Origin of the sequence: Idiomarina sp. A28L (assembly GCF_000218785.1) — a bacterium.
Lineage (GTDB): Bacteria > Pseudomonadota > Gammaproteobacteria > Enterobacterales > Alteromonadaceae > Aliidiomarina.
In genome coordinates this window covers 1-23,940 of sequence record NZ_AFPO01000013.1, presented here as the reverse complement: position 1 = coordinate 23,940, position 23,940 = coordinate 1, and the positions used below count along the sequence as shown (strand labels likewise).

General features: G+C 45.3%; 20 protein-coding genes and 1 other RNA gene. 15 read left to right on the top strand and 6 right to left on the bottom strand.

Features of this window, described 5'->3' with window-relative positions; genetic code table 11:
* The first annotated feature begins 28 nt into the window (after positions 1–28).
* Entirely contained in the window at positions 29–844 is an 816-nt protein-coding gene (gene pstB / locus A28LD_RS06025) for a phosphate ABC transporter ATP-binding protein PstB (protein WP_007420185.1), read from the top strand.
* A gap of 27 nt (positions 845–871) precedes the next feature.
* Entirely contained in the window at positions 872–1,585 is a 714-nt protein-coding gene (gene phoU / locus A28LD_RS06020) for a phosphate signaling complex protein PhoU (RefSeq protein ID WP_007420184.1), read from the top strand.
* A 92-nt stretch (positions 1,586–1,677) separates the two neighbouring features.
* On the opposite strand, the gene serA is transcribed toward phoU, so the two are convergent.
* From serA to A28LD_RS06005, 3 genes are all read right to left on the bottom strand, one after another.
* Complete coding sequence (serA, locus tag A28LD_RS06015; protein WP_007420183.1) at positions 1,678–2,910, bottom strand: phosphoglycerate dehydrogenase; 1,233 nt, start codon at positions 2,908–2,910, stop codon at positions 1,678–1,680.
* Positions 2,911–2,943: 33 nt separating this feature from the next.
* Positions 2,944–3,627 carry a ribose-5-phosphate isomerase RpiA gene (gene rpiA, locus A28LD_RS06010; RefSeq protein WP_007420182.1) on the bottom strand — a complete coding sequence of 228 codons (684 nt, stop codon included), beginning with the start codon at positions 3,625–3,627 and terminating at the stop codon, positions 2,944–2,946.
* Between the two features lie 65 nt (positions 3,628–3,692).
* Positions 3,693–4,349 (bottom strand): 5-formyltetrahydrofolate cyclo-ligase, encoded by a 657-nt coding sequence (locus A28LD_RS06005; protein WP_007420181.1) that lies wholly within the window; start codon positions 4,347–4,349, stop codon positions 3,693–3,695.
* Positions 4,350–4,554: 205 nt separating this feature from the next.
* Between A28LD_RS06005 and A28LD_RS06000 the strand changes: the two genes are divergently transcribed.
* Positions 4,555–6,126, top strand: a complete 1,572-nt coding sequence (locus A28LD_RS06000) for an amidohydrolase family protein (RefSeq protein WP_007420180.1) — start codon at positions 4,555–4,557, stop codon at positions 6,124–6,126.
* A gap of 1 nt (position 6,127) precedes the next feature.
* Here the strand turns inward: A28LD_RS06000 and ssrS are convergent.
* Together ssrS and A28LD_RS05995 are read right to left on the bottom strand one after the other, a co-directional pair.
* A non-coding RNA gene (gene ssrS / locus A28LD_RS12145) (6S RNA) lies at positions 6,128–6,311 on the bottom strand.
* A 43-nt stretch (positions 6,312–6,354) separates the two neighbouring features.
* On the bottom strand, positions 6,355–6,705 hold the full coding sequence (locus tag A28LD_RS05995) for a cell division protein ZapA (RefSeq protein ID WP_007420179.1): 351 nt from the start codon (positions 6,703–6,705) through the stop codon (positions 6,355–6,357).
* A gap of 167 nt (positions 6,706–6,872) precedes the next feature.
* Between A28LD_RS05995 and A28LD_RS05990 the strand changes: the two genes are divergently transcribed.
* From A28LD_RS05990 to A28LD_RS05975, 4 genes are read left to right on the top strand one after another with little or no spacing between them, the layout of a single operon-like run.
* Positions 6,873–7,445, top strand: a complete 573-nt coding sequence (locus A28LD_RS05990; protein WP_007420178.1) for a UPF0149 family protein — start codon at positions 6,873–6,875, stop codon at positions 7,443–7,445.
* Between the two features lie 7 nt (positions 7,446–7,452).
* Positions 7,453–8,799 (top strand): Xaa-Pro aminopeptidase, encoded by a 1,347-nt coding sequence (pepP, locus tag A28LD_RS05985; protein WP_007420177.1) that lies wholly within the window; start codon positions 7,453–7,455, stop codon positions 8,797–8,799.
* On the top strand, positions 8,783–9,943 hold the full coding sequence (locus A28LD_RS05980) for an FAD-dependent monooxygenase (RefSeq protein ID WP_007420176.1): 1,161 nt from the start codon (positions 8,783–8,785) through the stop codon (positions 9,941–9,943). The genes pepP and A28LD_RS05980 overlap by 17 nt, the downstream gene beginning before the upstream one ends.
* A gap of 40 nt (positions 9,944–9,983) precedes the next feature.
* Positions 9,984–11,174 carry an FAD-dependent oxidoreductase gene (locus A28LD_RS05975; RefSeq protein ID WP_007420175.1) on the top strand — a complete coding sequence of 397 codons (1,191 nt, stop codon included), beginning with the start codon at positions 9,984–9,986 and terminating at the stop codon, positions 11,172–11,174.
* On the opposite strand, the gene A28LD_RS05970 is transcribed toward A28LD_RS05975, so the two are convergent.
* Complete coding sequence (locus A28LD_RS05970) at positions 11,171–12,058, bottom strand: LysR family transcriptional regulator (RefSeq protein ID WP_007420174.1); 888 nt, start codon at positions 12,056–12,058, stop codon at positions 11,171–11,173. The genes A28LD_RS05975 and A28LD_RS05970 overlap by 4 nt on opposite strands.
* A gap of 197 nt (positions 12,059–12,255) precedes the next feature.
* Here A28LD_RS05970 and gcvT point away from each other — a divergent pair, with 197 nt between their 5' ends.
* The 8 genes from gcvT (at position 12,256) to A28LD_RS05930 (ending at position 23,700) form a co-directional block, all read left to right on the top strand.
* Complete coding sequence (gcvT, locus tag A28LD_RS05965; RefSeq protein WP_007420173.1) at positions 12,256–13,347, top strand: glycine cleavage system aminomethyltransferase GcvT; 1,092 nt, start codon at positions 12,256–12,258, stop codon at positions 13,345–13,347.
* A gap of 81 nt (positions 13,348–13,428) precedes the next feature.
* The gene (gcvH, locus tag A28LD_RS05960; RefSeq protein ID WP_007420172.1) at positions 13,429–13,818 is read left to right on the top strand and encodes a glycine cleavage system protein GcvH; all 390 of its coding nucleotides are present in this window, start codon (positions 13,429–13,431) and stop codon (positions 13,816–13,818) included.
* Between the two features lie 178 nt (positions 13,819–13,996).
* Positions 13,997–16,882: an aminomethyl-transferring glycine dehydrogenase gene (gcvP, locus tag A28LD_RS05955; RefSeq protein WP_007420171.1), complete on the top strand. Its 2,886-nt coding sequence runs from the start codon at positions 13,997–13,999 to the stop codon at positions 16,880–16,882.
* A gap of 547 nt (positions 16,883–17,429) precedes the next feature.
* The gene (locus A28LD_RS05950; RefSeq protein ID WP_007420170.1) at positions 17,430–19,199 is read left to right on the top strand and encodes an ATP-dependent nuclease; all 1,770 of its coding nucleotides are present in this window, start codon (positions 17,430–17,432) and stop codon (positions 19,197–19,199) included.
* 85 nt (positions 19,200–19,284) lie between these two features.
* On the top strand, positions 19,285–19,716 hold the full coding sequence (locus tag A28LD_RS05945) for a hypothetical protein (RefSeq protein WP_007420169.1): 432 nt from the start codon (positions 19,285–19,287) through the stop codon (positions 19,714–19,716).
* A gap of 102 nt (positions 19,717–19,818) precedes the next feature.
* On the top strand, positions 19,819–20,526 hold the full coding sequence (locus A28LD_RS05940; RefSeq protein ID WP_007420168.1) for a DUF4145 domain-containing protein: 708 nt from the start codon (positions 19,819–19,821) through the stop codon (positions 20,524–20,526).
* Between the two features lie 171 nt (positions 20,527–20,697).
* On the top strand, positions 20,698–23,049 hold the full coding sequence (locus tag A28LD_RS05935; protein ID WP_007420167.1) for an AAA family ATPase: 2,352 nt from the start codon (positions 20,698–20,700) through the stop codon (positions 23,047–23,049).
* A gap of 99 nt (positions 23,050–23,148) precedes the next feature.
* Positions 23,149–23,700: a hypothetical protein gene (locus tag A28LD_RS05930; protein WP_007420166.1), complete on the top strand. Its 552-nt coding sequence runs from the start codon at positions 23,149–23,151 to the stop codon at positions 23,698–23,700.
* Positions 23,701–23,940: the final 240 nt, after the last annotated feature.

The following is a 23,940-nucleotide window of genomic DNA, read 5'->3' as shown; positions in this document are numbered from 1 at the left end:
GCCGAATTCAATTTCGATAGGAATAACTATGATCACTGTAAATACAGAGAATAAGTTAGATAAAATTGATGTAAATGCGTTATCTGAAGAACAGATAGCGCTAAGTATTCGCGATTTAGATTTATACTACGGTGAAACGCAAGCGCTTGATGGCATTACCATGGATATCCCAAAAGGCCGGGTAACCGCGTTTATCGGGCCTTCAGGTTGCGGTAAATCAACTTTGTTGCGTTGTATCAACCGAATGAACGATTTAGTAGAAACCTGCCGAGTAGATGGCGAAATTTTACTGCACGGTGATAATATTTATGATCGTAGTGTTGATGTGGCTGCATTGCGCCGTAAAGTAGGTATGGTATTCCAGCGGCCGAACCCGTTTCCAAAATCAATTTACGAGAATGTGGTATATGGCTTGCGCCTGATGGGCGTAAATGATCGCCGCACCCTTGATGAAGTGGTGGAACGCTCGCTCAAAGGCGCAGCGCTTTGGAACGAAGTAAAAGATCGATTGAAAGAAAGCGCGTTTAGTTTATCGGGTGGGCAACAGCAGCGTTTGGTAATCGCCCGCGCAATTGCCATTGAGCCTGAAGTATTGCTGCTAGATGAGCCAACTTCAGCACTCGACCCACTTTCAACACTAACAATTGAAGAATTGATAACAGAACTGAAATCGCAATTCACCGTAGTGATTGTAACGCACAACATGCAGCAGGCGGCACGTGTATCAGATCAAACAGCGTTTCTATACATGGGTAAGTTGATTGAATACACTGATACAAACTCGTTGTTTACTACGCCAAGTATGAAACAAACCGAAGATTATATTACCGGCCGTTACGGTTAAACAGTGCAGCTAAAGTAGAGGCAGAAAATGGATAAATTTAACGTTGGTAAGCACATTTCCGGTAGGTTTAATGAAGAGCTTGGCAGTGTGCGTAATCAAGTACTCACAATGGGTGGCTTGGTAGAGAAGCAGCTTAGCGATGCGCTTACGGCCATTCAAAACAACGATACTGAGCTTGCCGATCGCGTTTTAGATAATGATGGCAAAATTAATGCCATGGAAATGCAAATCGATGCAGCTTGTGGGCAGATTATTGCTAAGCGCCAACCTACTGCAAGTGATTTACGTTTGGTGCTGGCGGTAATTAAAACTATCTCTGATCTAGAGCGCATTGGTGATGAAGCTGAACGCTTAGCACATGTGGCGAAAGCTTCGTTTGATAAAAACCAAGAAGATCTGTTGGTGAGCCTGGAGAATTTAGGCCAACAAGTGCTTTCAATGCTGCGTAATGTACTCGATGCCTTTGCGCGCATGGATGAAGAGGCGGCTTACAGTGTTCACCAAATGGATGCGAATGCGGATCGTCAGTATGAAGCCCTTACGCGACAGCTGATGACGTACATGATGGAAGATCCACGCAGTATTCCGAAAATTATGGATGTAATGTGGTCGGCTCGTTCGTTAGAGCGTATTGGCGATCGGTGCCAAAACATTTCTGAGTACATTATCTATTTTGTGCGCGGTAAAGATGTTCGCCATATTTCACCGGAAATGATGGAAAATACGGTTCGCGGCCGCTAACTTAAATGCGATTGAAAATAGAAGAGCCAGTTCACTGAACTGGCTCTTTTGTATTTGCATAACTGTAACGCGTGCTTAGTGTAAACGCAGGTTTAGTGTAAAACCCGGCAACGAATAGTACCCGCCACCTCTTTTAATTGCTCTAAAGCAGTATCTGCTTGCTCGCTATCAACATCCATTACCACATAACCGAGTTCACTATCGGTGCGCAAATATTGGCCGGAAATATTCACACCTAATTCAGCAAAAATTTGGTTGATCCGCGTTAGCACACCGGGTTGATTACGGTGAATGTGTAATAAGCGGCTGCTGCCCTCATGAACTGGCAAGCTTACTTCCGGGAAGTTCACTGCTGATAACGTAGAGCCATTATCTGAATATTTAATGAGCTTATGGGCTACTTCAGTGCCAATGTTTTCTTGCGCTTCTTGGGTAGAGCCACCGATATGCGGAGTGAGAATTACATTCGTTAAGCCGCGTAACGGTGAAACAAAGGTATCGTTATTACCTTTCGGCTCTACTGGGAATACATCAATGGCGGCACCTGCAAGATGTCCATTTTTTAGCGAGTTCGCTAATGCCTCTAAATCTACCACTTGGCCGCGCGAAGCGTTAATCAGCGAAGAACCTGGCTTCATTAGCTCAAGTTCACTGGCGGCGATTAGGTTTTGGGTAAGTTCGGTTTCTGGTACATGTAAACTCACCACATCACTGGTTTGCAAAAGCGCTGCGAGTGAGGGCATAGGCAAAGCATTGCCGAGCGATAATTTAGTTTCAATATCATGAAACACCACGCGCATACCAAGCTGTTCGGCAAGTATGCCAAGCTGTGTTCCAATATGGCCATAGCCAATAATGCCCAGCGTTTTGCCGCGCGCCTCATGAGAGCCCGCCGCTGATTTTAGCCAGCCACCTTGATGGCAAGCCGCGCTTTTTTCTGGCACTTTGCGCAGGAGCATTATCATTTCTGCGAGCACTAATTCAGCCACACTGCGGGTGTTTGAAAACGGCGCATTAAATACTGGAATACCAAGCTCACGGGCCGCTTGGGTATCAACTTGATTGGTACCAATGCAAAAGCAGCCAATGGCATTTAGTTTTTCCGCTTTGGCGAGAACTTTTCGGCTTAACTGGGTGCGAGAACGAATGCCCACAAAATGATACTCACCGATAATATCGGCAAGTTCATTCTCATTCATTGCTGTGGGTTTGCTATCAATTTCATGGTAACCATGCTGCTGAAAACAGGTAACGGCGCTTTCATGCACCCCTTCGAGCAAGAGAATTTTTATCTTCTTTTTCGCTAGCGATAAAACGGGTGCCATATTGAATCCTTATCCAGAAATTAGTTATCGCCGCTAATCATTCTCTTTGCGCAGTGTTGTTAGCGTATCGCCATTACTTATTAGCGCAATATCGGCGCCGCGGGCTGCGAACAACCCGTTGGTTACTACCCCGGTAATTTGATTGAGTTTGCCTTCAAGTTCTATAGGGTTATCGATATGCAGATTATAAACATCGAGAATAACGTTACCGTTATCGGTTACCACACCATCTCGATAAACCGGATCGCCGCCCAGCTTTACGATTTCGCGGGCAACGTAAGAGCGCGCCATCGGAATCACTTCAACGGGCAGGGGAAAATCACCTAACACCTTTACTTGTTTGGAATCGTCGGTAATGCAGATAAAGGTTTCAGCAACAGCGGCTACAATTTTTTCACGAGTAAGCGCGCCGCCACCCCCTTTAATCATATGTAGTTGTGGGGTAATTTCATCGGCACCATCAACATATACTTGAATAGCGCCGGCGCCATTTAAATCATAAACCGGAATGCCATGGCTTTTTAAACGCTGAGTTGACGCCTCAGAACTGCTCACTGCGCCTTCAATTTCCTGCTTAATATTAGCGAGGGCATCAATAAAGTAATTCACCGTGGAACCAGTGCCAACGCCAACAATCATTCCGGGTTGGATGAATTCAATGGCTGCTTCAGCGGCTTGTTTTTTTGCGCGATCTTGCGGGTTGGTAGGCTCTGCCATTGCTCGGAATCCTTGCTGTTAAGTTAAATAGTTACGGCGTGCGAGAATGGATAGATATTATACGGCTAATCAGCTGAGCTGTCAGTGCTAAAAGCGCTGTGCGTTGAAAATTGCCAATGTTTGCTGGGCGTTATTACATGAGCTAGCGGAATATCCCATTTTTCTGTTGGCAATTGCGTAGCTTGTTGGCAATCATGAGCGATACCCATAAGCTGCAAATTTGGATATGCATTTCGGTGGCAGCCCGCTAAGGTTCTATCATAAAAACCACCACCCATTCCCAACCTATTGCCTTGAGAATCAAAGGCAACCAAAGGCATGCAAATCAAATCGATTTTTGCAATTGGAATTATTTGCTGGCAAGCAAGTTTCGGCTCAGCAATAGCAAATTGATTCTGATGCATTTTCGATTGTGAAGTGTAGTTGAGAAATAACAAATGCCCGGCTACTACCGGGTGAAGTACCGGTAAGGCCACACGGATATTGGCTGCCCACATGGCCTCGATAAATGCGCTTAGATCAGGCTCGCCATCGTTACTTAGATAAGCAGCCACCGTTTGCACACCGGGGTTTTTGCTAATGAACTGAGTAAGTTTTTGTGTAATATTTTGGTTCGCAGTTCGTTTATCACTGGCGCTAAGCTCATTTCGGCATTGGCGAAAATGGTGGCGTAATTGCTGTCGGCTCATTGTGGGTGGTGTACTGATTAAGTTCTTACTCACAGTTCTACTCATGTTTAGTTGAATTTAGCTTGGTTTCTGTAGCCCGTGCCGCGGCCGCGTTAGTATTAAGGTGAAGATGCCATAGAACCGATTTATACGCACAGTTATCGGTTGCTGCTTTACAGCCATCACAGAGCTTGCGAAACTAAGCTCGCTTGAATTCAGATAATAACCACAATATAACATTCAAATACAAGGTTTCCCCATGAGTACTTCACGGATTATGTCGGTTTTTGCAATGAGCTTTGCGCTTGTTGTGGTTGCTTTCAGCATTAATAGCACGCCTGTGTACGCAGAGGAATCTGTGAGCGAAGGGCCATTCCAGCGCATAATTTTGCGCGGTGGCACGCTAGTAAATGGTGAAGGCGCACCACCGGTAGGGCCGGTAGATATCGTGATCGAAGGCGATAGAATAGTTCGTGTTGATGTGGTGGGTTATCCCGGAGTACCGATTTTGGAAAACCGCCGCCCAGAAGCGCGGCCCGGTGATCGCGAAATAGATATTAGTGGCCATTACGTGTTGCCCGGTTTTGTTGATATGCATGGCCATACCGGCGGTTCAGCACCGAATATTCCCCCTGAGTATGTTTATCAGCTGTGGCTTGCCCATGGCATTACTACAGTGCGTGAGCCGGGAAGTTTTCGTGGCTTAGAATGGACAGTGGAAGAAGCTCGTAAAGCGGCGGCTCATGAAATTGTAGCCCCGAGAGTTATTCCTTATGCTGGATTTGGTATGGGCTCGAGTGAGCCGATTATTTCTGCCGAGCAAGCCACGGCTTGGGTTGAGCAAGCGGCCGAGAAAGGTGCGCAAGGCGTGAAGTTTTTTGGCGCACCACCACGGGTAATTGCAGCGGCTATTCAAACAGCGAATTCATTAGGGCTCGGCACTATGATGCACCATGCTCAGCTAAATGTAGTGCGCACCAATGTGCTTGATTCTGCCGCCATGGGCTTAACTAGTATGGAACATTGGTATGGCTTACCGGAAGCATTGTTTACCGATCGGGTGATTCAAGATTACTCTGCCGATTACAATTATCAAAATGAGCAAGATCGTTTCAGTGAAGCAGGGCGTTTGTGGGCACAAGCCGCAAAACCGGGCAGTGAACGCTGGAACTATGTTCGCGATACGTTGATAGAAATGGATTTTACTATTAATCCAACCCTTACTATTTATGAAGCGAGCCGCAATGCCAGTGCCCAGCGCAATGCTGAATGGCACGCGGATTATACCTTGCCTACGCTGGAACGCTTTTTTACTCCGAGCCGATATGCTCACGGTTCATATTGGTTTGATTGGACAACCGATGATGAAATTGCGTGGCGTGAAAATTATCGTTTGTGGATGGCCTTTTTGAATGATTTTAAAAATCATGGTGGCCGGGTAACCACGGGTTCCGATGCGGGTTATATCTACAAGATTTATGGTTTTGGCTATGTGCAAGAACTAGAATTATTGCGCGAAGCTGGCTTTAACCCATTAGAAGTAATTCGGGCGGCAACGCTTTCGGGTGCTGAAGCGTTAGGCTTGGAAGATGAAATTGGTAGTGTTATTCCGGGTAAAAAAGCTGATTTGGTGATTGTAAAAGAGAACCCATTGCGTAATTTCAAAGTGTTGTATGGAACGGGGCACTACATGCTCAACAGTGAGAATGAAGCAACTCGTAGCCAAGGTGTGCTTTATACCATGCGCGATGGCGTGCTTTATGATGCGCAAGCAATGTTGGCGAATGTTCGGGAAATGGTTCGGCAAGCTAAGGCCGAAGAGCAAGAATAGGGTGTTCTCCAAGGTGCCGCTGCATCGTGGTAGCCCTTGAACCCAAAGGTTCAAGGCGGGTGCTGAACAAACTACCGCAGGCTTCCCACTGCATGGTGGGCTTGCGCACTGGTAGCTCGACAGGACCCTGGTCTAACGGTATCGGCTCAGGGACATGCACATGCTGGCAAACACCCCAGAGAACATTGATTTTGTATTCTATATTTGTGTTAACTAACTAAGTATAAACTATTCTGAATCAGGTTTTGCCGCAGTTTCAATGGCTTTTATTTCAGCTGCGGCAGCTTTCGGATTACCAATCGCTTTTTCAATGGTGGCTTGCAACAAGCCAATCTTATCTTCAAGCGCGGCTATCTTTTTCGTTTCAACCGCTTTTTCTTGAATCCATTCATGGCATAAGTTCAGTGCCGCCATGATGGCAATCTGTTCCATGTTGGTTAGCTTAGTTGAGGTGCGCGTATCTACCATGCGCTCATCAAGCTGGCGAGCAGCATCGCGCAAAGCTGTTTCTTGCCCATCTGGGCACATCACTCGATAATTACGATCGAGGATTTTAATATCCACAACATTACTACCCATGCGAGTTTCCTTCTAGCTCAATGCGGTTTAGCGATTACCTGTTTCCTATAGCGCGAAGCATAACTATCCCGCTCGCAACTTGCAACGGGATTAACACAGCTTTTCTGGCTGCAAGGTTATTGCAGTGGTAGCATAAGCATATATTTAGCAAAACATGCGGGTTCTTTATGAGTGAAACTTCAGCACAAACGTTTGAACAGTTAAATCGGCAATTGCAGGAAGAGGATATTATTCTAAGTGCGGCCGAAATACATGGAATGCTTACGGGGTTGATAGCCAGCAGCGCGCCTGCGAAAGAGCGAGAATGGTTGGCGGCAATGGCTGATCTTGCTAATGAAGGCCACAAATTCAGTGATGCAATGATTAACACCCTGGAAGTGTTACAACAGCAAACCGCTAGTGATTTGGCCAGCCATGATTTAGATTTCCAACTAATATTACCCAGTGATGATGAGCCACTTGCTGAACGTTTAACGGCACTTACTGAATGGGCGCAATGTTTTTTGGTTGGTTTTGGTATCCATCAGCAAAACTTAGCCAAAGCTTCCGATGATCTTAAAGAAGCGATACAAGATTTGGCAGAAATTGCCCGCTTATCTTCCGATGTAGCTACTGATGAAGAAGATGAGCGTGCTTACTACGAAGTAAGCGAATACGTGCGAATTACGGCCATTATGTGTTTTAACGAGCTAGGCTCAACACCTGCGCCAGCGGTTCCAAGTAATTCAACATTGCATTGAGAGCATTATGATAGCTGTATCTGAATTGCAGGCGCGCCGCGCTGCTTTTATGAAATCGATGGTAGCAGGAAGTATTGCAATATTTCCTGCCAGCAGTGAAGTGATTCGCAGCCGCGATACGCACTTCTCATTTCGCCAAGATAGTGATTTCTTTTATCTAACTGGCATCACCGAGCCCGATGCGGTGCTGGTATTAGCGCCAGATTTAGAAACCAGCGAAATATTGTTTGTGTTGCCAAAAGATGCTCATGAAGAAGTGTGGCATGGCCGCCGATTAGGCACAGAACTGGCAAAGGTACAAAGTGGTGTTTCGGCTTGTTACGATACCAGCACTTTGGCTACTCAGCTGCCAAGTTTGATTAATGGCCATAGCGATTTATATGTGGCGTTTGATCAATTCCCGGTATTTGAACAAAGCTTACGGAGCATGCTTAGCGAGCTTCGCAATGCACCCAAGCGCAGTAAAATTGCCCCAGATCGCTTGCATGATCCACGCCCGCAACTACATCAGCAGCGATTAATTAAATCACCAGCAGAACAAGCAGTGATGCGCCATGCAGCAGAAATAAGTGTAGCTGGGCACCGCCGCGCGCTGGGTTTTGTGCAACCGGGTGTTTACGAATATCAAGTGGCGGCAGAATTACAGCATGAATTTACCATGCGTGGCGCTAGTGGCTTTGCCTATGAGAGCATTTGTGGCGGCGGGGCGAACGCCTGCATTTTGCATTACACCGCAAACACTGATGTATTAGCCGATGGCGATTTAATTTTAATTGATGCTGGTGCTGAATATGCCGGTTACGCTGGCGATATTACCCGCACTTTTCCTGTGAATGGTAAGTTCACAAAACCTCAGCGAGAAATTTACGAGTTAGTGTTAGCTTCGCAAGCGGCAGCGTTTGAACATTTACAGCCGGGCTCTACGATTGTAAAAGCGCAAGAAGCTTGCATTGAAGTGCTTACAGCGGGCTTGGTAAAGCTAGGAATATTGAGTGGCACCGTGCGCGAACATATCGATAAATTAAGTTGTCGGCAGTTTTTTATTCATGGTTTAAGCCATTGGTTAGGCCTTGATGTGCACGATGTAGGCCTTTATCAAAAAGGCGATAAACCAGTGAAATTGGCCGCGGGAATGGTATTAACGGTTGAGCCGGGCTTATATTTTGCGCCTGATGATACGCGGGTTCCTGAGCAATACCGCGGTATTGGTGTGCGTATTGAAGATGATTTACTGATAAACGCACAAGGCCACGAAAACCTTACCGCAGGCGTGCCCAAGAGTATTGAAGGAATAGAAGCGTTGATGGCGCAAGCGCGCCGGCAGCAGGAGCATAGCCATGCGGCGCAACGTTGATATTGCGATTGCCGGAGGCGGCTTAACCGGTTGTTTAACGGCGTTAGTGTTACAACGAAAGTTTCCGAGCGCAAAAATTGTATTGCTAGACCAGCAACAAGGCTTAGCGCAGCAAGATCCGCGTGGTTTGGCGTTGGCGCTAAGAACCCAACAAGTGTTAGCCGAACACGGGGTATGGCAGGGCGATTTATTAAAGAGCCCAGCCATTCAGCATATTCATGTTTCAGATGCCAACAGCCCTGGCACCACAACCATGCATGCAAGCAAAGAAGGCCTTCCAGCACTCGGTTATGTAGCTATGGCGGGTGCGCTTCAGCAGGAATTATCAAACCGTTGTGCAGAAGCCGCATTCGAACATTTGCAAGGTGTGCAGGTAGCCAGTATTAACGCTGAAAACTCGGCATTGGTGCTTGGTTTGAGCGATGAGCAGCAAATAGCAGCAAAATTGGTGATCGTGGCTGAGGGCTCAAATTCAGCAACGCGGGCGAAGCTCGGTATTGCGATGCAGCAACAAACATACCCGCAGGTTGCCGTGGCGGCCAAGGTGCGATTTGCCAAGCAACATCAAAATTGGGCTTATGAGCGCTTTACCGCTGAAGGCCCAGCAGCATTGTTACCGCAAGGTACCCAAGAAGCCGCCTTAGTGTGGTGTATGCACCCAGAGAACGCACAGCAACTACAAACGGCGAATGCCGCAGCGCAAGTGCGTGCAGTACAGGATATTTTTGGTGCGGCGCCTGGGCGTATAGCTGAGGTAGATTATCAGGCAACGTTCCCATTGCAGTTGGCTATGGCAGAGCGGTTTATTGGCTATCGGGCGGTAGTGCTGGGTAATGCCTGCCATACTTTGCACCCAGTGGCAGGCCAAGGCTACAACCTAGGCGTACGTGATATTCTTGATTTGGCTGCGAATATAAAAGCGAATGATTTTGGTGCCGCAGAAGGCCTTAATCGCTATCAAGCATTGCGCGAACGTGATTACGCAGAAATTGTTGGCTTAACCCATGGCTTGGTAGCGGTGTTTTCTAATCAAGAGCCACTTTGGCGAAATCTACGTAGTAAAGGTTTGTATGCGCTAAGAGCATGCTCGGGGCTGAAAAAGCCATTAATGCGCAAGGCCATGGGCTTTCGCTCGTTGTGGTAAAGCGTACTTACCCTGTGATCACTATTTTTTTGGAGTTCGAATGGCATTACAACGCACGCAGGTTCTAATTGTAGGTGGCGGTATGGTTGGCCTCGCGCTTGCTATTGCTTTGGCAAAGGCGGGCCGAAGTGTTGTGGTGGTGGAACGCAATGAGCACCCCGAAAAAATTCCAGAACAAACAAGTTTGCGGGTAAGTGCCATTAACGCCGGTGCGCAAAAGTGGCTCACTGAGCTTGGCGCTTGGGAACGGTTACCGAACGATCGAATAGCGGCATATCAGGGCATGTCGGTTTGGGAACATGATAGCTTCGGAAAAATAGAATTCACAGCAGCGCAAGCGGATTTGCAGGCGCTTGGTACCATATTAGAAAACCAAGTATTGGTGGCGGCGCTTTGGCAACAGGCGAAAAGTGTGGGTGTTGAGTTGCTTGCTGGCGTTGGTATTAGCAAGCCCGAATACCATGAGAGCGATGTTAGCGTTGAATTAGATAACGGCAATGTGATTTTGGCGCAGCTTCTGGTTGCCGCCGATGGGGCTCGTTCACAATTACGCGAAGAAGTAGGCACGCCGGTTATTCACCGTGATTATGAACAACAGGGTTTGGTAGCTACGATTGAATCGAGTGAACCGCACCAAGGCATTGCGCGGCAAGTGTTTCTCGCCGGAGGCCCATTAGCTTTGTTACCAATGGCGAACCCTCATCAGAGCTCTATTGTTTGGAGCTTGCCCAGCGTTGAAGCCGCGGCAATGTGCGCGTTATCCGAGGAAGAATTCAGCCAGCAACTCACTGTAGCGAGCAACAACTGTATTGGGTTACTGAAACCGGTGAGCGAGCGCGCGAGCTTTCCGTTAATAATGCAATACGCCCAAGAATGGGTGCATGGCCGGCAAGTGTTAGTAGGCGATGCGGCACACACCATTCACCCTTTGGCCGGGCAAGGCGCAAACTTGGGGTTTGGCGATGCCTTTTATCTGGCGAAACAGTTAAACACTCTGGGTACATTGAATGGCCAATGGGATAACACCGAATTAAAGCGCGCATTACGCGGCTACGAGCGGGCCAGAAAAGCCGCTGCAGTTCGCCATATTGCAACCATGGAAGGCTTTCATCAGCTCTTTACCGGCAACAACCCAATTTTAAAAATGGGGCGTTCGTTGGGGTTAAGTTTGGTGAATCAGAGCAACCCAGTGAAAGATTTTTTCCTCCGCCAGGCCAATGAATTAGCTTAAGCTGGGTTCAAGTAATCGTGCAGATATTCCAATAAATGCTCCGCGGCATCGTTTTTACGCGAACCATGGCGCTCTAGGTAAATACCTACGGTGCCAAGGGGTGGTAATTGCGGTAGTAGCTCAGCGCCTTTCATTTCAATTAAATCATTAGGCAGCGAACTGCGAGCAAGAACTGTGATACCCAAATCGCTTTTCAGTGCGCTGCTAATGCCGGTTAAATCACTATTGGTATAGGCAATTCGGCAAGCACTGCCGGCGCTCTTTAAGGTTTGTAATGCGCGGCGCCGATAGATACAGCCCTCGGCGGCCAATACCAAAGGCACTGCGCCGTGCCACTGAAATTCAGGGCGGCCAGCAACCCAAACCAATTCATCTTCTTTTACCTTCACGGAATCTTCCGGGGCTTGTTCGGCAACCGTGAGAATAATATCAAATTGGCCACGGCTGGCGCCTAAGCGCAGCTCTCGGCTTAGCGCAGAAGTAACCTCAAGTGTGATTTGCGGGTAGCTACTGGCGAATTGGCCAAGAATTCGCGGCAACAATGCCGTAGCAAACTCACTTGGAATACCCAAACGAACCTGGCCTGAAATAGGTGCCTTGGCAAAACGCGCTAGTAATTGATCGTGCATCGCTAGTAACTGTCGGGCACCTTGGTAAAGATCTTGCCCTGCCGGTGTAAGCTTCAGCTTATTGCCTTGGCGTTCAAATACCGCATGATCGATGCGCTCTTCCAGCCGTTTTATTTGTAAGCTGATTGCGGGTTGCGAACGGCCCAGCCGCTCGCCGGCTTGGGTGTAGCTTTGCAAATCGGTAACAGTGATAAATGAGCGTAGGCTTTCTAACGATAAGCTGTTCATTGCGGCATACTCTAGCTGTTTGTGCATTAATAATTCACTCTGCCAAGAGGCTCAAAGCATTCTATTGGCAGCCAACAGTATTAATAATATCAATTTCACGAGCTAAAGTATAAGTTTTATAAATAGTGTTATTGTCGTTTTTAATTTGTTGCTAGGGCACTTGGCTTCTATAATGATGCCCATTCTGATTGCACAAAAAAACTACAGAGAAGTGAGCGCAACTTATGGCATTAACTGCGACAAAACGTACTCCGCTTTACCCGAATCATTTGGCCGCTGGCGCAAAAATGGTTGATTTTCATGGTTGGGATATGCCGTTGAACTACGGCTCTCAGATTGAAGAGCACCATGCAGTTCGCCGCGATGTTGGCATGTTCGATGTATCGCACATGACTATTGTGGATGTTACCGGCCGCGATGCGAAGCCATACTTGCGCCATTTATTAGCGAACGATGTAGCAAAATTACAAACGCCAGGCAAAGCGCTTTACAGCGCTATGTTGAATAACGATGGCGGCGTAATTGATGATTTAATTGTGTATTTCTTTAACGAAGATTCATATCGCTTAGTAGTGAACTCGGCTACACGCGATAAAGATATGGCGTGGCTTGAAACGCAAAGCGGCGAGTTTGATGTAGCCATTACCGAACGTACTGAATTTGCGATGATAGCGGTGCAAGGGCCAGCAGCGAAAGAGAAAGTTGCGGTATTAATGAACGCCGAGCAGCACGCGCAAGTTAGCGAACTGAAGCCATTTGTGGGTTTGCAGCTCGATGATTTGTTTGTAGCCACTACCGGCTATACCGGTGAAGCAGGCTACGAAATTATTATTCCAAATGATATCGTGGGCACTGTGTGGGAAAAATTAGTAGCTGCAGGCGTGAAGCCATGTGGTTTAGGTGCGCGCGATACCTTGCGCTTAGAAGCCGGCATGAATTTATATGGCCAAGATATGGATGAAACCGTATCTCCATTGGCGGCCAATATGGCTTGGTCGGTAGCGTTTGAACCTAGCGATCGTGATTTTGTTGGCCGTACCGCGTTAGAAGCACAAAAAGCAGCGGGCACTGAAAAGCTGGTTGGTTTGGTTATGGAAGAAAAAGGCGTGCTGCGTGCAGGCTTGAAGGTAATAGTTGAAGGTGGCGAAGGCGTGATTACTTCCGGTACTTTCTCACCAACTTTAGGTTACAGTGTAGCCATGGCGCGAGTACCACAACCTGTTGGCGAAACTGCTCAGGTGGAAATGCGCAAAAAACTAGTTACAGTAAAGGTTGTGAAGCCGTCTTTCGTTCGTAACGGCAAAGCGGTTAGCTAACCATTTGGTTGGCAAGCGTTCTAAAATTGATTCAATTAATAACAACACAGTGCCTGCATAGGCCTAGGTAAGGGTTAAATCATGAGCAATGTACCAAACGAATTAAAGTATGCATCCTCACACGAATGGATTCGCAATGAAGGCGATGGCGTGTACACCGTAGGTATTACTGAGCACGCTCAGGAACTATTAGGCGATATGGTATTTGTTGAGCTACCTGAAGTAGGTGATAACGTATCAGCCGGCGATGATGTAGCCGTTGCTGAATCGGTAAAAGCCGCTTCTGATATCTATGCCCCTATCGCCGGTGAAATTTTATCAGTTAACGAAGAATTGGAAGATTCTCCGGAATTGGTAAACAGCGACCCGTATGGCGATGGCTGGTTGTTCAAGATTAAAGCTGATGATGAAAGTGAGTTAGAAAGCTTACTTGATGCAGAAAGCTACTCTGCTTCTATCGAAGAAGAATAAGCCTTTAAGCACGATAAGCCCTAGCAGATTGCTGGGGCTTTCTTATTATTTCAGGAAATTAAATGTGCAGGTTAAGCGCTATGCATCGCTAACTGCCCCTGAAATAGGAAGAAAAATATTAACGCCCGTAATTTCTTAAACACTGTAGCGATAATTACAGTAAACCAGGATCAGGCAAATGAGCAGTAAAACGCTAACCCAGCTAGAAAATCACGAAGAATTTGTTTCCCGCCACATCGGCCCAGATGCCCAAGAACAGCAAGATATGCTGGCGCTTGTAGGGGCCAAAAGCCTTGAAGAAATGACCTCACAAACAGTGCCAGGCTCAATTTTGCGCGAACCATTTTTACAGGTTGGCGGCGCCATGACAGAGCGTGATGCCCTTGCACGATTGCGCAAAATAGCAAAGAAAAACAAGGTATTTTCTAGCTACATTGGTATGGGCTACTACGATACTTTGTTGCCGAATGTGATTCTGCGCAATGTTTTAGAAAATCCGGGTTGGTACACTGCTTATACACCTTATCAACCAGAAATTGCGCAAGGCCGTTTACAGGCGATTTTGAACTTCCAGCAGGTAACTATTGATTTAACTGGTATGGAAATGGCCAGTGCCTCGTTGCTAGATGAAGCCACCGCAGCTGCAGAAGCTATGGCTATGGCGCAGCGCGTTAGTAAATCAAAATCTAACGTGTTCTTTATTGCCGATAACGTGTTTCCACAAACCGTTGATGTAGTAAAAGCGCGGGCAGAAATGTTCGGCTTTGAAATCGTGCAAGGCGCGTGGCACGAAGCGGCGAACTACGATGTGTTTGGTGCATTGCTACAAAGCCCAGCCGAAAACGGTGAGCTTTTAGATTTAACCGAAGTAATTGCCGCGGTACAAGCCAACAAAGGTTTAGTGGCAGTAGCTACCGATTTAATGAGCTTAATTGCATGTAAATCACCGGGTGAAATGGGCGCTGATATGGTGTTCGGTTCAGCGCAACGCTTTGGTGTACCTATGGGCTACGGCGGCCCACACGCCGCATTCTTTACAACCCGTGAAAAATTCAAACGTGCGTTACCAGGCCGTATTATCGGTGTATCAAAAGATTCACGCGGTAAAACGGCTCTGCGCATGGCCATGCAAACCCGTGAACAACATATTCGCCGCGAGAAAGCGACGTCGAATATTTGTACCGCACAGGTGCTGTTAGCCAATATCGCATCGTTCTATGCGGTTTATCATGGCCCTGAAGGCTTGAAGAACATTGCTGGCCGCATTCACCGTTTAACCGATATCTTGGCCGCAGGCTTAACCGAAAAAGGGTTTACACCGGTAAACTCAACTTGGTTCGATACCATTACCATTAAGGCTAGCGGTGATGTGCGCAACGCTATTTTAGAGCGCGCAACAGCTGCCGAAGTTAACTTCCGCACCGATCGTCCAGGTTTCCTTGGTATTAGCTTAGATGAAGCGAAAAACCGTGCTGATATCGATACCTTGTTCAATGTAATTTTGGGCGAAGGCCATGGTTTAGATGTTGATCATTTAGATGCCGCTTGTGCCGATAAAGGCGCTTCTATTCCAGCTAAACTCAAGCGCGAAAGTAAGTTCCTAACCCACGAAGTATTTAACCAATATCATTCAGAAACTGAAATGCTGCGCTATATTCGCCAGCTTGAAGGTAAAGATTTAGCGTTGAACCACAGCATGATCTCGTTGGGTTCGTGCACCATGAAGTTGAATGCTACCGCTGAAATGATTCCAGTTACGTGGCCAGAGTTTGGTGGTTTGCACCCGTTCTGCCCATTAGATCAGGCGCAGGGCTATGCAGAAATGCTGGAAACCCTTTCTGATTGGTTAATTGATATCACTGGCTACGATAACCTTTCGATGCAACCAAACTCGGGTGCTCAAGGTGAGTATGCTGGTTTGTTAGCTATTCATCGTTACCACGCAAGCCGTGGCGAAGCGCACCGTAACGTTTGCTTGATTCCAGAATCCGCACACGGAACCAACCCAGCTTCAGCACAAATGGCGAGCATGAAAGTAGTGGTAGTAGCCTGTGATAAAAAAGGTAACGTAGATATCGCTGATTTGCGTGCGAAAGCTGCAGAAGTAGCCGATAACCTAAGCTGTGCAATGGTTACTTACCCTTCTACTCACGGCGTATACGAAGAACAAATTCGTGAAATTTGCGATATCGTGCATGAATTCGGTGGTCAAGTTTACATGGACGGCGCCAACATGAACGCGCAAGTTGGGGTTACATCGCCAGGCTATATTGGCTCTGATGTTTCTCACCTAAACTTGCATAAAACCTTCTGTATTCCGCACGGCGGCGGCGGCCCGGGCATGGGCCCTATCGGTGTGAAAAGCCACTTAGCGCCATTTTTACCGGGCCACGTGTTAAGCGATGGCAACGGTTTAGCGAAAGGCAATGGCGCGGTTTCTGCCGCACCTTACGGAAGTGCCAGCATTCTACCTATCTCATGGATGTACATTGCCATGATGGGCAGCGCCGGCTTGCGTGAAGCCACAGAAGTTGCGATTTTGAACGCTAACTACATGGCCAAACGTTTGGGTGAACATTTTCCAATTTTGTATACCGGCCGAAACGATCGCGTAGCGCACGAATGTATTATCGATTTACGCCCGTTGAAAGAAGAAACCGGTATCGCGGAAATTGATATTGCTAAGCGCCTGCAAGATTACGGGTTCCACTCGCCAACCATGAGCTTCCCAGTAGCCGGAACGCTAATGATTGAGCCTACGGAATCAGAATCAAAAGCAGAAATGGACCGCTTCTGCGATGCCATGCTCGCGATTAAAGCTGAAATTGAGAAAGTAGCGGCAGGCGAATGGCCAGCGGATAACAACCCGCTAGTGAACGCACCGCACACCTTGGCCGATGTAGTAGGCGATTGGGAGCACCCATACACTCGCGAAGAAGCATGCTTCCCGAAAACATGGCTGCGCGATCACAAATTCTGGCCAAGCGTAAACCGCATTGATGATGTATATGGCGATCGCAACTTAGTTTGCAGCTGCCCACCGTTATCGGCTTATCAGGAATAGGCTGTTTAAAGTGTGTAACAGCTAACAAAAAGAGCTCTCTTTGTGAAAAGAGAGCTCTTTTTCTATGCGCCATATAGCAATCTATATTGCGAAATCCTCCCCTTAGGTTTTTCGACCAATCCTGATTCGGATGCCCTCATTCTGGACATTGCCATTTTTGCTTGTTTAGCTCTTTACAATCGTATAAGTTAATTAAATAAGAAATAACGCACGCCGATGGATTATGGCGAAGCGAACACAGTTGCAAAAGTAACTGAACATGAGCCTGCTCACGTTGTCTCCTCAGGGAAGAGCCTTCCTCAGATTCGTTTTCGTTGAAACCATTCTTGTTTTCTAATTTGGCTCCGAGCCAAATTTCGCACGTTAACTCTGGAGCTTTTTTGGAAATAAAGAGCTAGAGAGATTGTTAGTTGAGATTATAAGAACCCACGGTTTGTCGATTATTGTAAATACTCGATGGATTGGGATATACGGCGCTCTTATTATTAAAATGTTAAATCACTTGGGTGAATGCTCAAAATTCTAGGTTCATATCTAAAGTTAATTTATGAAAATAATTAAAAAAGTTGAAGTCCGATATTTTAGATCCGCGTATTCAATAGACTTAAAAGATATTGATGATCTTAATATTTTGATTGGTGGAAATGACAGTGGGAAGTCAAACATCTTAAAGTCTCTTAATCTATTCTTTAACAACAAGACGGAGCTAGGCCAGGATTATTACTTTTCAGACGACCTCACGAGAAAGAGAGAGCAAGAGGCACGAGATGCAAAGGGGCGAGCAACCATATGGATCAAGGTTCATTTTTATAATTTTTTAAATTGGAAATCGCTTCCAAATGAGTTTGTCATAAAAAAGGTTTGGAACCGCTATGCCACTGAACCAGAGGTGACATACCCTAAAAGCTTACCTTCGACCGCTATTGCTAGGTTCTTGAATAAAATATCTTTTCATTATGTTCCCGCTGTTCGTGGTCGAGATATATTTAGTCACTACTTATCTCTGCTCCATGACGCCTTACTTGAGGATGAGAAGGCGGGGTTGATTACCTCAACAGATGACTTAATGAATACTTTGAATGATAGTACTCAGGATATGAGCGATAGAATAAAGGAAGGGGTAGGTATAGAAAGTAGCATACAACCTCCAACAAATCTGCGAATACTATTCAATGCATTGGATTTCTCAACTGGGTATGGTGAACACAGTATCCCTCTTCAAAAGCGAGGGGACGGCATACAAAGTAGGCATATCCCCTATATTCTTGACTTCATCGCTAAGCACACAAACAAGCATCATATATGGGCTTATGAAGAGCCAGAAACATCTTTAGAGCTTGGTCCGGCATTTGAGCTTGCGCAACAGTTCAAGGAAGAGTTTTGTGAAGATAACCAAATTTTCCTTACAACCCACTCTCCAGCGTTTTATGATTTGTCTGGAGATCACATTTCTAAATGGTATGTATTTCAAAACCCAACGCAGAGCGGGAACGAAACACATGCTGAAAAAGTATCTTCAGAAGATATATTAGATCGTAAGCTCGGTGTCGCGGCATTGGTTGCTGGTAGGGCAAGAGAAGCATATGAACAGGTACGAACCTTAAAGGCTACGGTAAGTAGACTAGATGCAGAGCTGGTACAACATGCAATTCCTCATGTGATTGTTGAAGGTGTTACTGATAAAACAATTATGGAGGAGGCATTCCGTAAGCTTTACCCAGGAGCTGAGCCTTTTTGCGAGTTCTTACATGCCGGTGGAGCTAGTAATATCCCACCGTATCTTAAGTCTGCGAAAGTACTGTCAAAAGAGTTCTCTCACGCTGTTATTGGATTATTTGATAGGGATCAGGAAGGCAGAAAACAAATGAAGGAATTCTCCTCCAATAGGCATTTAGAGGGCACTGAGTTTTTTGAAGTATCTTCAGAACGAATGTTATATGCTGGCCTGCTACCGCTACCTGAGGAACTGCATATAATTGAGGAGGATATAAAAAATAATCTAGGTCATGATATCAATCTACCTGTACCCATTGAATTTATGTTCCCAGCGGAAGTTGTGAGTCAAGCAATAGATGAGAGGGTAATTGAGCTTGAAGATCGAATAGCGAAAGCAAATGACCCTGAGCTTCCTACCACTATCAATGTGAGTGAGCTATACGCAAACCAGTTACCAGAGGGAAGTGAATATCTTGCTAGAAAAGTAAAAAAAAGCACTAAAACTCAATTTTCAATCTGGGTAACTAATCAGGCACCACAATCGTTTGAGAACTTCAGAACTGTGTTCGAACAATTAAGAATAGTGATTGATACCGAGTAATAATAAATTAACAAAGCATTGTAGCGGATAAACCGCTGAATGCGACGTTATGCAGTAGGCTGCGAAGATTGAAAGGATATAGTTGATGGATACTCAGGTCTCAATCGTTACACTCATCATCGCCATAATTACATCTTTTTTTGGAAGCCTGATTTTTTTCTACTACGTACGAGGCAGAGAGAAGAAGATACGTCAAAGAATTGCAGAGCTTGATTATGAGGAAAAGTTCTTAGAAAAGATAAGCAGGGGAAATGTTGAATTACTTAGGTCTGCATTCCGGAGCTTATCATTCGCTCTATTTTTAGTGTTTTCCTCAGGAGCTGCGTTGCAGGCAGTGGCGATAATTCCCTTGCCACAAATTTTGGCTGAGAACATAAGGTTCTTTTCGGTCGCCATGTGGGGTGCGGCTGCCGCAATATGCTTATCGTATTTCCGCTCGCTAGTAAAATTGGGTGATCTTGGTAAGGCAAGAGAAAAACTGCGGAAGAAGCGGGAGAAACTTGAGGGTAAGCTTTAGCGGGGGCAACTACAATAACAAGTTACTGCCCCGGAAAAATAACTCGCTGGCGCTCATCATTTTCCGGTGAGCAAGGCGTTAGGCGAAATGGAGATCTGATAGATGTCAGAGTTAGTTGCAAATTGTCCTAGGTGCAAATCACAGCAGATGACATTTGATCTTGTTCAAGTTTTACCGACGGTGGAACATCATGGCTGGCAAAAGAATTGGGAAGCATTCTGTATCTGTAGAAACTGCTTTAGATCTACCATTTTTGTTTTGCAGCAAAAAAGCTATGACGACTGTGATTACTTGCGAAAGAAATCATTGCCTGAGTTAGATTCTTCTGTAAATCAAGTTGCAATTGTCAAAGGGCATGTTTCACAGAAAGATGAGATCGCGGAGCAACCACCTGAGCATCTTCCAGAAAATATTAATTCCATATTTATTGAAGGTGCCGCTTGCATGGCAATTGGTTGTCACAATGCGGGGGCTACCATGTTCAGACTTTGTATAGATCTAGCAACAAGTTCAATGTTGCCAGTAGAAAATGAGAATGGGCTGAATAATCGTATCCGCCGCAGTTTGGGATTGAGGCTTGAATGGTTGTTTGAGAAGAATATATTACCGGCAGCCCTACAAGACCTTTCTACGTGTATAAAAGAAGACGGAAATGATGGAGCACATACGGGTAATCTCTCTGAGGAAGATGCAGCCGATATTCTTGATTTCACTTACATGCTACTAGAAAGACTCTACACTGAGCCTCAACGACTGGAAATGGCAAAGATAAGAAGACAAGCTAGAAGAGAGTCAAAAGATGGCGCCTAGCAATGTGCTGCTAGGGACAAACCTTCGCGACGCTTCGGTTTGCCCCAGAGCACGGCGTTACGTGTCTCAGGAGCTTGTCATCACTGTGTATCAGTCAGATTATTATTGTTTGATCGCTTATAGATAAATCAAATTTCTGGTCTCAGTAATTAGTATAAGGATTAAGTTTAGGTGTTAAAAAGAATTAAGCTTGTTCAAGGTGTAGGTAATTTCACGCAAACTAGGGCCAGCGGTATAGAATTGACAGACGTGACTGTGATATATGGTGAGAATAGGTATGGTAAAAGTACTTTGTGCGACGTCTTACACTCATTGGCCGAAGATAGTCCTGCTTACATATTGAATCGCCAAAGCATACCAAATTACCCGGACAAACCACAGAAAGTTGAATTAATGTTTGGTACTGGTGCAGGAAATGTCACGTCAAAATTTGAAAACTCCCAATGGCAAGTAAAAGCTCCTGAGTGCTCAAGGTTATATGTTTTTGATCATAGCTTTATACATCGAAATGTAATTACTGGTCAGAAGCAAGAGCGACCAAATTCTGAGAGTATGACGAGTTTTATTCTTGGCGAGAGTAACACAGCTTTGTTCGCTGCCTTAGCGGAAATGAATAACAATCTTAGAGAAGAAAAAAGGCTTCTATCCCGTATTGAAGACCAATTTAATCCTTACGCAGTTGGTGATGTTTCTATATATGTTAATTCCGCGTTGCCTACTGAGTCTAAAGAACAGTTGGAAGAAAGCGTGGCTGCACACGATGCTACAATCCAGCAAATCAAAACGACTATTCAGAACATCGACCAAATCAAGCGACGTAATGTTTTAAGTGCCGTAGGTACACAGGTCAACTTTTCCAAAGTATGTGATTCGATAAATACTGTACTAGCTTCTAATCTTCAAAATGTTCACCAAGGTTCTTTGATGTCATTACAAAATCATATGACCAACCACGTGAACAACTCAGCAGCTTTCAAAGGCTGGGCTAGTCAGGGCGTCGCTCAAATTAAAGATGATTGTCCTTTCTGCGGGCAGACTTTAAATGCTGATGCTCAAGGTCTCATTGCTGCATACCAGCAGGCATTCAATGCTGAATTTGATAGATTTAACAATCAAACAAGACAAAGCTTAAACAACCTTCGCCAACCATTTAGTATCCCTGATACTCGCGAGAGCCTTTTTCAACAGCATCAAGTCAATAAACAGGTGTTTCAGTTGTATGTGGAGCCTCAAATCACGGCTAATCAAGAACTTGCTCCTTTAGCTGCCTCTTTAGAACAAAAGCATGAGGCCATTATCTCTTCTTTTGATGCCGTAATTGTAAATAGCCAGCGAGCTACGGAATTCTGGACTCCGAGACTTGAGCAAAAGTTTGCTACACCATATGAGCCAGCTGAACTCGTCGGCTTTGATGCGCTGACTTTCGCCGCAGGAGCATACAACCAAGCTGTTTATGATTATTGGGTAGTTGCAGAACAAATCAATGCAATCTTCAATGCGTATAAAAGCTCGCTTAACGAAGCACAGCTGAATAGTCAATTGACAGCAATTACACATCAGAAAAACCAAGCTGACCTGGCTCTACAGAGGATCGCATTAGAACCACTTTGTGTTCAATATAGGCAGAAACTAGTAAAGATTAATGACTTAGATGCTAATTACAGAGCACAAAAGCAGAGCCTAGAACAATCACAAACAACGTATCTAGATACATACTTTAATTTGATAAATGATCTGTTCCGTCAGCTTGGTTCAAGTAACTTTGAGATTCTTAAAGTGCCTAACAATCGTGGCAGACAAGTTATCTATGACCTTAGGGTTAAGTTTAAAGGTGAGGATATCCCTGCTGATAAAATTAATACCGTTTTTAGTGAGTCAGATCGCAGGGCACTAGCACTTTGTATATTTTTAGCTAAGGTAATGTCTCTTTCGGCCGAAGAACGGGCTAAAGCTATATTAGTGCTGGATGATCCAGTAACAAGTTTTGATAACGAGCGTATCGAGCTTATTCTAATAAAGCTTGATGAACTGCATAGGACCGTTAAGCAGCTCATCGTCACAACTCACTATAAAGGGATGGCTACTAAAACAGCAAAAAAATTTAGGCACTGTGCTAAAGCAATTAACTTAGTACATGGCGAGCAAACATGCTCGATAAACGAAGTAGGTATCGCGGACATGATTGCTTCAGATCATGATATTGCATTTGATACGATTAAAGCATTTGTAGATCGCGAGACGCATATCAATATTAGAACAAGTTTACGGCCGTTTTTAGAAAGTGAGATTCGGTTTCGATTTAAGAAGGCGTTAGTCGAGCTTGGAAAGTCTACGTTAAGTGACCTATCCCCATGCATCGAAGCCTTGAAGAATAACGGTAATATTTCACCAGATGTTGAGGCGCGGGTTACTTCAATCATAAATTCCCTCAATACTCCAATGCATGAAATTGGTGGTGATCCACTTGAAAATACTAGGTCATTAGCGGAGCAGATATTAAATGTTGTATATAACGACCTATAAAAAACACGTAATAAGCGACTGCTGTCGGACTTGTAAAGGCTCTGGCTTCGCCTCTACTTTCACAAGCCGCAGAGCCGGGCGTTATGCGAGAGGAGCAACATGTCAAATTTAAGCTTGGAGGCATGGAAAAGTGTTAAGCAAACACAGCAGAAATATGATTATTTTATCGTAGGCTTAAGCAGTGCATTATTTGCATATCTCGGCTCAAATTTTACGCCGGGAGCGTTGTCATTATCACAAAATTCATTTGAGCTTGCGGCTTTGACCTGTCTCTTGGTGTCTATTTTTTTTGGCATTCTTCGGCTGGAAAGTGAAATTACAATTCAATCAACAGACTATCGGAAAACTCAAGCCCAAGAACGTCTTGATGTCGTAAATAAGATCATTAATATGCCTTATAGAAATATTGATCTAAATTCGGGCAGCGAAATTATCCAGGCTGAAACCAAAGAGCATCAAGAAATTTTGAAAGAGTTTGTAACCAAATCTACGCAAGGGTTAGGCAAATTAGGTGGTCGCTATCAATTCTATTTTTTAGTGAGAAATGTTTCTCTATTTTTGGGTTTTGCGTTGCTTGTGGCTTCCAAATTTATCTCGTTGTATTTTGTATCGCAAACTGCCGTTGAGCACGGCGTTAGGCTTCTTGTCTAATAACAACCTCGAAGGAGATAATTAATGGAATATACACTCGTGAAAACAGTTACATATGCAGGATTAATCAAAGAGGTTAACGATCTCATAAAGCGAGGCTGGATTCCTCAAGGGGGAATCATGGAAGATCAACACGGTAGATGTTTACAGGCAATGATTAAAACTTAAATCATTACTTGAGCTTTATATGCACATATCCAAGCCTAACAATGTGCAGCACTAAACCACCGCAAGCTGGGG